General features: G+C 41.1%; 8 protein-coding genes and 1 pseudogene. All 9 read right to left on the bottom strand.

Annotated features, from left to right (window positions below):
- Positions 1-995 (bottom strand): annotated as a pseudogene (locus AXF17_RS09580) (polyribonucleotide nucleotidyltransferase); the annotation flags it as partial.
- Positions 996-1,143: 148 nt separating this feature from the next.
- Complete coding sequence (gene rpsO / locus AXF17_RS06665) at positions 1,144-1,410, bottom strand: 30S ribosomal protein S15 (RefSeq protein ID WP_094234339.1); 267 nt, start codon at positions 1,408-1,410, stop codon at positions 1,144-1,146.
- 132 nt (positions 1,411-1,542) lie between these two features.
- Positions 1,543-2,226, bottom strand: a complete 684-nt coding sequence (locus AXF17_RS06670) for a DNA alkylation repair protein (protein ID WP_094234340.1) — start codon at positions 2,224-2,226, stop codon at positions 1,543-1,545.
- The gene (locus tag AXF17_RS06675) at positions 2,207-2,905 is read right to left on the bottom strand and encodes a YoaK family protein (RefSeq protein WP_094234341.1); all 699 of its coding nucleotides are present in this window, start codon (positions 2,903-2,905) and stop codon (positions 2,207-2,209) included. The genes AXF17_RS06670 and AXF17_RS06675 overlap by 20 nt, the downstream gene beginning before the upstream one ends.
- Positions 2,906-2,918: 13 nt before the next feature.
- The gene (locus AXF17_RS06680; RefSeq protein WP_094234342.1) at positions 2,919-3,692 is read right to left on the bottom strand and encodes a leucine-rich repeat domain-containing protein; all 774 of its coding nucleotides are present in this window, start codon (positions 3,690-3,692) and stop codon (positions 2,919-2,921) included.
- 9 nt (positions 3,693-3,701) lie between these two features.
- Positions 3,702-5,204 carry an ATP-binding protein gene (locus AXF17_RS06685; protein ID WP_094234343.1) on the bottom strand — a complete coding sequence of 501 codons (1,503 nt, stop codon included), beginning with the start codon at positions 5,202-5,204 and terminating at the stop codon, positions 3,702-3,704.
- Between the two features lie 32 nt (positions 5,205-5,236).
- Positions 5,237-6,712 carry a vWA domain-containing protein gene (locus AXF17_RS06690; RefSeq protein ID WP_094234344.1) on the bottom strand — a complete coding sequence of 492 codons (1,476 nt, stop codon included), beginning with the start codon at positions 6,710-6,712 and terminating at the stop codon, positions 5,237-5,239.
- Complete coding sequence (locus tag AXF17_RS06695; protein WP_094234345.1) at positions 6,693-7,628, bottom strand: bifunctional riboflavin kinase/FAD synthetase; 936 nt, start codon at positions 7,626-7,628, stop codon at positions 6,693-6,695. The genes AXF17_RS06690 and AXF17_RS06695 overlap by 20 nt, the downstream gene beginning before the upstream one ends.
- 1 nt (position 7,629) lies before the next feature.
- Positions 7,630-8,484: tRNA pseudouridine(55) synthase TruB (gene truB, locus AXF17_RS06700; RefSeq protein ID WP_094234346.1), on the bottom strand; the 855-nt coding region annotated here is incomplete at its 5' end.

The raw sequence follows: 8,484 nt of genomic DNA on the forward strand, positions 1-8,484 counted from the left end.
TCGTTGAAAAGTGGTCTGATCTCATTAAGCTTTCTGTTATCAGGTCTAATGCCTTCATCAAGAATCATAGATCTAACCTGTTCCTTCTTGATGGCATACAGAACTTCGCTCACTTCCTTATCTCTATCTTCAAAGATTTCAGAAAAATGCTCGTGAGTTTCTGTCTCAACCTTATCCATGTTCTCAAGACGCTCTAACTTATCAAAAGTCTTGATAGCCTCAATCATCTTGTCTGTAGCATAAGCTCTAACTGCTTCATCTACATCATCGTCAGCCTTGAATACAACGTATTCCATCTTCTCCTTGCCAACTTCCTTGACAATTTCTTCGATGAACGCGCATAGCTGTTTGATCTCTTCATGTGCAAACATGATAGCGTCGAGCATATCGCTCTCTGATACTTCATTTGCACCAGCCTCAACCATCATGATAGCGTCTTTAGTTCCGGCTACCGTAAGGTCAATGTCTGACTTCATTCTCTGCTCATAAGTAGGGTTGATGATGAGCTCACCGTCTACTCTTCCTACCTTTACAGAACCTGTTGGGCCATCCCAAGGAATGTCCGATGCAGCGAGTGCAACAGATGAACCAATCATCGCTGCAACCTCTGGTGAACAGTCATGATCAACGCTCATCGCTACGGCAACAACTGATACGTCATTTCTAAATCCTTTTGGGAAAAGTGGTCTGAGCGGTCTATCCATTAGTCTTGATGTTAGGATTCCGTGCTCTCCAGGTCTTCCTTCTCTCTTGATGTATCCTCCAGGAATCTTTCCTACAGCGTACATCTTCTCCTCATAATCGCAGCTAAGTGGAAAGAAATCGATATCCTGTCTTGGCTGCTTTGAAGCAGTGGCTGTACAGTTGACTACAGTATCTCCATATCTAACTGTAACCTGGCCGTTTGCCTGTTCGCAAACCTTTCCAATCTCAAGCTGCAACAATCTACCGCCTAGTGCTGTCCTAAATGTGTGATAATCCGTGAATCTTGCCATAATTAACAACTCCTTCCTGTTAATCGTACTTTTTACTAATAAGATTCGCATTGCAAATCGGTCAATTTTGACCGATTTCGGGATTATTATCCCTCCTATATACAAATAAGCGGGATACACATCCCGCTTATATTGTCAGATAATATTACTACTTTCTGAGACCGAGTCTAGCAATAAGTGCTCTGTATCTCTCGATATCAGTGTCCTTAAGATACTTAAGTAGGTTTCTTCTCTGTCCTACCATCTTAAGAAGACCTCTTCTTGAATGGTAATCCTTAGCGTGCTCCTTGAGATGTCCGTTAAGGTCGTTAATTCTGTAAGTTAGAATAGCAACCTGAACCTCTGGGGAACCTGTATCGCCTTCCTTAGTAGCATACTCTTTGATGATTTCCTGCTTCTTTTCCTTTGTAAGCATTGTTTCTCCTCCTGTTTGTCATCCGCCCTCACATCGCCACCGTTCGGAGTAACGTGCAGCTGAAGCAAGGGTATAAAAATTTACCTAGCTATACTATCACACATATAGGTATCTGTCTAGCTTTCAGGCAAATTACTTTAGCGTATTCAGATACTCTTTAGTCTCGTCGCTAACCCTATAGCTCTCTTTTGCCTTTTGAATGGTTTTACGGTGCACCCATTCTTCAAGCGTGTGATTCTCTATATACGGTATCGTTGCCTCATATTGCTTTGCGAGGGCAGTTGCAAAGTACCACGCCTTAATCATCTTTACGTAGTACTCGTCAGATTCAACTCTTGCTACCCACTCCAGATACTTTGAATCAAAGGCATCATCGAGATAGAACTCTAGCAGTACACCAATGCCGAATCTAACCGTGTAAGTCTCATTAGATGCAATCCACCTCTTAATATCATTTTCGAGCTTATTGAGATTGCCTTTGAAAGCTTTCTTAAAGCTTAGTAGATCACAAGTTGCCCAGTTATCTACATACGGAAGCAATTTATCCACTTTACATATAGCCTCTTCATAATCCTTAATAAAACATATTATCATGCCATGAAGATTAACCTCTTCATAATACTTATGTGGGAGATCTTCGACAAACTCCCTATAGTCACCAGATTTGAAAATCTCTTTTGCGAGGTTCCTAAGCGCTGGTGTTCTAACTCCTATCACTGAATCTGGATCAACTCCGGGAATCAGTTTACAATTAAACTCCTTGTAGCCAATATCCTGCAGCTCAAATAGACGCTCCCTAATTTCCTCTTGCTTCATAACGTTTCCTTTCACTGCTCTTGTGATTAAAGAACATCATAATATTTGCAACGAGCAGTAACGCCACTACTATGAAGGCAGCCGACTCATGAATTATTCTTGTAAAGAAATCACCTATAATTGCTCCGCAGATAAAGAACAATATACAACCATAGTAATGGAGACACTTTCTAGCATAACTGGATTCTTTGGTAGCCAGATACATGTTTAGGTTCATAGTACCAATCTTTAGGTTGCCTGTACACATAGTGGTCGAAATTGCGTTCCCTCTCACCTTTGCAAATGTAACTACTTGGATACCGCATGTCAGCGATATTAATGAGTTTGCTATCAGGTTGTATTCTTGCGGTAGGAAGCCTGCAACAAACATTGCAATCATCTCGAAGAAAATAGTGACCTGGCGCCAATGCAGCCTTGTCGGTCTATTCTTGCGAATAATTTTGACATATTGAGATATCATAACGCCAACTGCAAAGGAAACTATAGGAACGAGATAATGAAACACACCGCGCATATGGTGATTACCCAGGCTTATGGCGAGGAGTACGATGTTACCAGTTTCTGCATTTGCAAAAACGCCACCTCGTCCTATATATGAGTAAGCATCCATGAATCCCCCGCAGATTGCAAGCAGTATTCCTATTCGCATTGATTCAGAAGTCTCAAACTCCTTTTTCATCGCTCCCCCTCTTCTAAGCAAATGGATCCCATTCCTCTTGAGCCGGCTCACTTTCCTCGTACCGCGCTCTAGTCTGTTCGTCGATGAGCAGGGCTACTATTTCTGAACTCTTCAGTTTTGCTGCCAACTCAACAAGTTCACATATATGCTCTGTCTGAACTAGGTCTCTCCTAACCATATACCTTATCGCCAGTGTCCTGGATTGACCTATGGCTAATCTAGTTAGCCTCGCTTCATGTTCATCCATATATCTATTTATGATTCCTATATCGCTTATCTTCTCCTGTCCATCATCATCGTTATTATGCTTATCCATATAAGAGAGAATGGCTATATCGCTAACTGATTCCGGAAGCAGTTCTATCTTATCTGGACTTATATGTAGATAAACTAGCTTCGGTACCCTGCTAAATGCATTACAATCAATCTCTTCTATGCTGTCCGGCAAAAATATCTCTCTCATAGAGTTGCAGTCTGCGAACATCTCGTCATCAATAAACTTAACTCCTGCTGGAAGCTTAACACCTTCAAGCGCCCAGCAGTTTTCAAACACGCCTTTTCCAAACTCATCTACAGCACTTGGCAGAATTATCTCCTTCATGCTGTAGCACATCCTAAAGGCATAGTTACCGATGCTCTTAACCGACTCTCCCATCTCTATGGCTTTAATCTGACCTCTCTCGCTAAAGGCTCTATCAGCAATCGAAAATACGAATTTAGGTATAACGACACGTGGCACATTTTCATCATAATTGATAAGGGTATGTCCTGCTATTAGCTTTGGCATACAACCTCCTTACGACTCTAAACCTTCAATCTCTCTGGTCAGCTCTTGTTCTCTGTCACTCATGATGAGTCCCTTGCTCCACCTCGAGTATTCTTCACTTCCGTGCTTTGCCAGGAAGCCTGCACTATATCTATCCTCTGATAGGGTTCTTACAAATATCATCATCTCGTTATCTCCCTCAAAAGCACTTTCTATAAAATTAAAAGAGTTTCTGATGCGGTCCTGCACCGACTTTACGAGAGCATTTCTCTCATCGTTAAGTTTGCTCATCTCACCAGTAATAACTGATGAAGGTTCGCCTATTCCGCCCATCACATTGTGCATGATGTCTCTCATCGTCTGAATAGACTTTCTGGAGATTCTTTCATTCACCCTCGATACGGAGTGGGCCTTTTTGCTCTCCCTAAGATCATCCTCCATTTCAGAAGATATGCTCTTCATAATCTGCGCTGCCTCATCGAGCTTAGCACCAAGAAGTTCCTCTTTGTGAAGCTTAATGCGGTTCATCACTTCATCGATAACCTTAGATCTCACAAACTCACTCCTAAAATCGGAACCGAGTGCATCACTTAACAATCTGACAACTGTAATACGCTCGTCAAATGGAGCATCTGCCAGTTTCACAGCTGCTTTATCATATCCAATGCCTGCAAGGATGCCAGCAATATCATACTCCCTCCTATAGCGATAGAATAAATCATAGTATGAAGTGAAGTCACGTGCGATTCTCTCATCCTGAATATACTGCCTTACGAGCTCGAGGTTAACTTCGATATCGTTTTGTTCATACAGGTAGATCATCTCAGACAGGTCTACCCATCCTCTAGCTGTTACAAATAGCTTGCCATCTACCGTAAGCCTTACGCTATAGAAGTCATCCTTCTTGATAGTCAAATAATTTGAAACCGCGGCATGGACAGCATTATTTCTAGCATATACGAGCCAAGTCTCAAGCTCTGGCTCTACGTCAATTCTCTTAAGTCTATCGAGTGTTGCAAGGTCAAACTCCCTTGCGGAGTTATTGTATTCTAGAGGATTTCCTGCTGTGATTACGACCCAGCCTTCAGGCAGTCTATGGCGACCAAATATCTTCATCTGTAAGAACTGCAGCATTGCAGGAGCAAGCGTTTCCGACACACAGTTGATTTCATCTAGGAAGAGGATTCCCTCTCTCTTGCCGGTTTCTTCCATCTTATCGTACACACTGGCTATAATCTCACTCATCGTGTATTCGGTAGTTCTGCAGCTCTCGTCGCCATACTGGTGTTCAGAAATGAAAGGCAGACCTATCGCACTCTGCCTGGTATGGTGCGTCATGGAATACGACACTAAAGCGATGTCCATTTCTTCTGCAACCTGAGACATGATCTCAGTCTTACCAACTCCCGGTGGTCCTACGAGAAATATCGGTCTCTGCCTCTCTATCTGAATCTTGTATTCTCCAAATTCATCTTTTGACAGGTACGAAATAACTGCATATTTCACCTGATTCTTTGCTTCTTGAATGTTCAAATTGTCTCCATTTCCACATATTTAAATATGCTTCACTCGTCAAAATACACCTTCATCGCCCATGCTGGAACGTCCTCATCGAAAACATCATCATCTACGAATATGAAAGCTGTGTCGTACAGTGGTTTTTTCTTGGGGTATGTACCCTTTCCATCTGTAAAATAGAGCAGTCCTCTCAAATTTCGGAGTTCCTTCCTTCGTATAAGCTCATTAATATAATGGAACACCGGGCGAAAATCTGTTCCACCAAGTCCCTTTATTTCAAGATTTTGCAGAAAGACATCTACATCTTTCCTGTTTTTAAGCACGGTATCATCCTGAATCTCCGCATCACATTGTATCACATGGATATTAAATTTAGTTCCGATTACATCGTTATTACCGAGTATCTCGAAACTTTTATCGACGAACTTTTTTACTAGGTCTCCATCTGTGGAGCCTGAGGTGTCAATTGCAATAACTAGGTCTCGAATATTCTTCTCATCCTTATACTCGAGCGGTTCTATGAGCGGCATGTCTCTGTAGCGATTCAGTCCGTACGTATACATTATATAATCGAATGAATCATCATCCACCTTGAGTACCTCGTGTGTTGCTGCAAACTTTCTTAAAAAGGTGCTGTAATCTATCCGTTTCTCCTCGGCATAACGCAGCTCCTTTTGGATAGTTCCTCCAACATTACCGAAGCTAGCGTCATCCATTTCGAGTACAGTCTTGACCATCTCTCTTATCTTATCCCAATCTTGGTCAGATATCAGTGCTACACCTTCGCATTCGTCAGTACCGTTTGATTCCTCTATACTCGATACATCAAACTTTCTATCATTATCATCGAAGCTTCTCTGCTGATTTTCATCTCGATCTTGTGAACGAGAATTGTCCAGTTCTCCATCATCACTTACTTCGTATGTGTCAACTGTTTGATTCGTACTCTTATTAGCTACGTACCAAAGTGAATGATTGTCAACTGTGAATAGTTCTCGCATTAGACCTACTTCAGCTTCAATTGGTGGATCCGTTATAAAAGACTTATATAGTCTATCTACTGAAAGCCTGCCTCGTTTAGCTCTAATTTTCTTAAGTTCATCTCGTCTTTCACTGCTTTCAGGTGTATTGAAGTAGCAGGCTCCAAGCAACTCAATCATTTCTTCAACAGCTATATCAGACGCCAAATTCCAGTACAGCCTATTTACCTTCTCAGTGACATAATAGTGTTTAAAAATGCAGTGAAGAAGAACATGCATATAATCATGCGTCAGTACTGATATCCCTTGCTTCATCCTAGAAAATATCACATCACTACTATAGTAAAGTGTTGTTCCATCTACCATGAAAATATCTTTGTTATAGAGCACAATTGATTTTTTGAGCGCAAAAACAGCAGAGTCCATAAACCGCATGTTCGCGACTATCTTGTCCTGCGCTGCGGCAATTATCTTCTCTGCTAAAATCACATCTTTATTAAATTCTCTATCGTCATGTTCCATGTTAAAGCTTTTTGACACCATGAAATCTCCTCGCTGATTCTACGTCATCAGCAATGTGTTCGGTGAGCAGCTCTACAGTTTCAAACTTAACCTCTGGTCTATGTAGTTTGAGAAATTCAATTTTGATTTCCCTTCCATATAGCTCTTCATTTATGCCAAATATGTGCGTTTCTATGGATTTATCATAATCACCTATAGTCGGTTTAGTGCCGACATTAGAAACGCTATTGTAAGTAGAACCGTCCACTGAAGTGCGCGTAAAATACACTCCATTCATAGGCGATACCTTGTTAAAACTAAGTTCTATATTGGCGGTCGGAAAACCAATCTTTGAACCGATGTGATTTCCACGAACCACAGCTCCAAAGATACTAAAAGGTCTGCCGAGAAACTCATTAGCCTTTATAATATCTCCAGCCTCGATGTAGATTCTGATTGCCGTTGAACTTACGATTTCAGAACCGACTTTTACCGGCTGAATTATACTAGTCTCATATCCGTATCTATTGCCGAGTTCTAGAAGTAATTGATTGTCACCACTAGCTCTTGTACCAAAACGATAATTAAAACCACAAGATACGCCCTTGGCCTTTAGCTTATCACATAGAATCTCTTTAATGAATACCTCTGGTAACATATTCATCGTAACTTCATCAAAGAGCACGTCGAATACCACTTCAATGCCCGCGTCCTCGAAAAGCTGCAGCTTCTCATCATCATTGGTGATAAAGAGAATGCTGCTACCACTCTTTCCAAATAGCTCTCGTGGATGATTCGAAAACGTAAAGCAAGCTGGCTTTACTTCAAGCGCCTCTGCCATTTGAACGGCCGTCTTTAAAATTTTCTGGTGTCCGATATGAACACCATCAAAGTTGCCTAGCGCAACCGAGGTTTCAAAATCTATATTAATATCTGCAAGTGATCTGTACACCTTCATATTAATCTCTATTTCCCATTACTTTCTCTGGTTTTAAACTTCCGTCTTCATTCATACGGCAAGTTCCTAGAAAAACTCCTTCTTCACTATATAGTCTGTATATATCACTGAAGAAGTTTAGTTCATCCTCTGTTATATCGAAATGTTCATTGTTAGATAATTTACCTTTATATGAGTTAGTATCGTGATTCTCCCAATCAGCCATATAGTATTTTCGTTCTATAAGCCTGCCATTAAAATAAAATGGCACGCTTTCTCTTCTAAGAATTAGCTTTCTAAGGTTAACGATAGTCGATTCGCCGCTTATAATGATATCGTCTAATTCAGAATCCCTCATCTCGAGTACATTCTTTAAATCATGTGAGGTCTCATCCGTAAAGACGCCGCTCCTTGTTCTCACAAGCTTGGTCATCATTGCTCCAACCCCTAGTAATTCACCTATTTCAGAGCAAATACTTCTTATATAGGTGCCCTTCGAACAAGTTACGGTAAATGAAACTTTTTTTGAGGAAATATCAATAGAATTGAATGCAAAATGCTTTATCTCTATCTGTCGTTTCTTCGCTTCGATATCAATTTTCTGCCCCTCTCGTGCATACTTGTACAAAGGACGACCGTTTACCTTAAGAGCCGAATATTTAGGTGGAATCTGCGTAATCGTACCCTTATACCTGCCAGAAAGTGACTCTATATCCTCTACAGTAACGCCTCTGATTTCACGTTCTTCTAAGATATCACCAGTTATATCCAATGTATCAGTAATCTTGCCGAGCTCTAGTTCTGCTTCATATGTCTTCCAATCGTGATCGTAATACTCTATGAGTCTAGTGTCCTTGCCGAAGCAAATAGGAAGAAC

Source organism: Mogibacterium pumilum, from assembly GCF_002243385.1.
Classification (GTDB): Bacteria; Bacillota; Clostridia; order Peptostreptococcales; family Anaerovoracaceae; genus Mogibacterium; species Mogibacterium pumilum.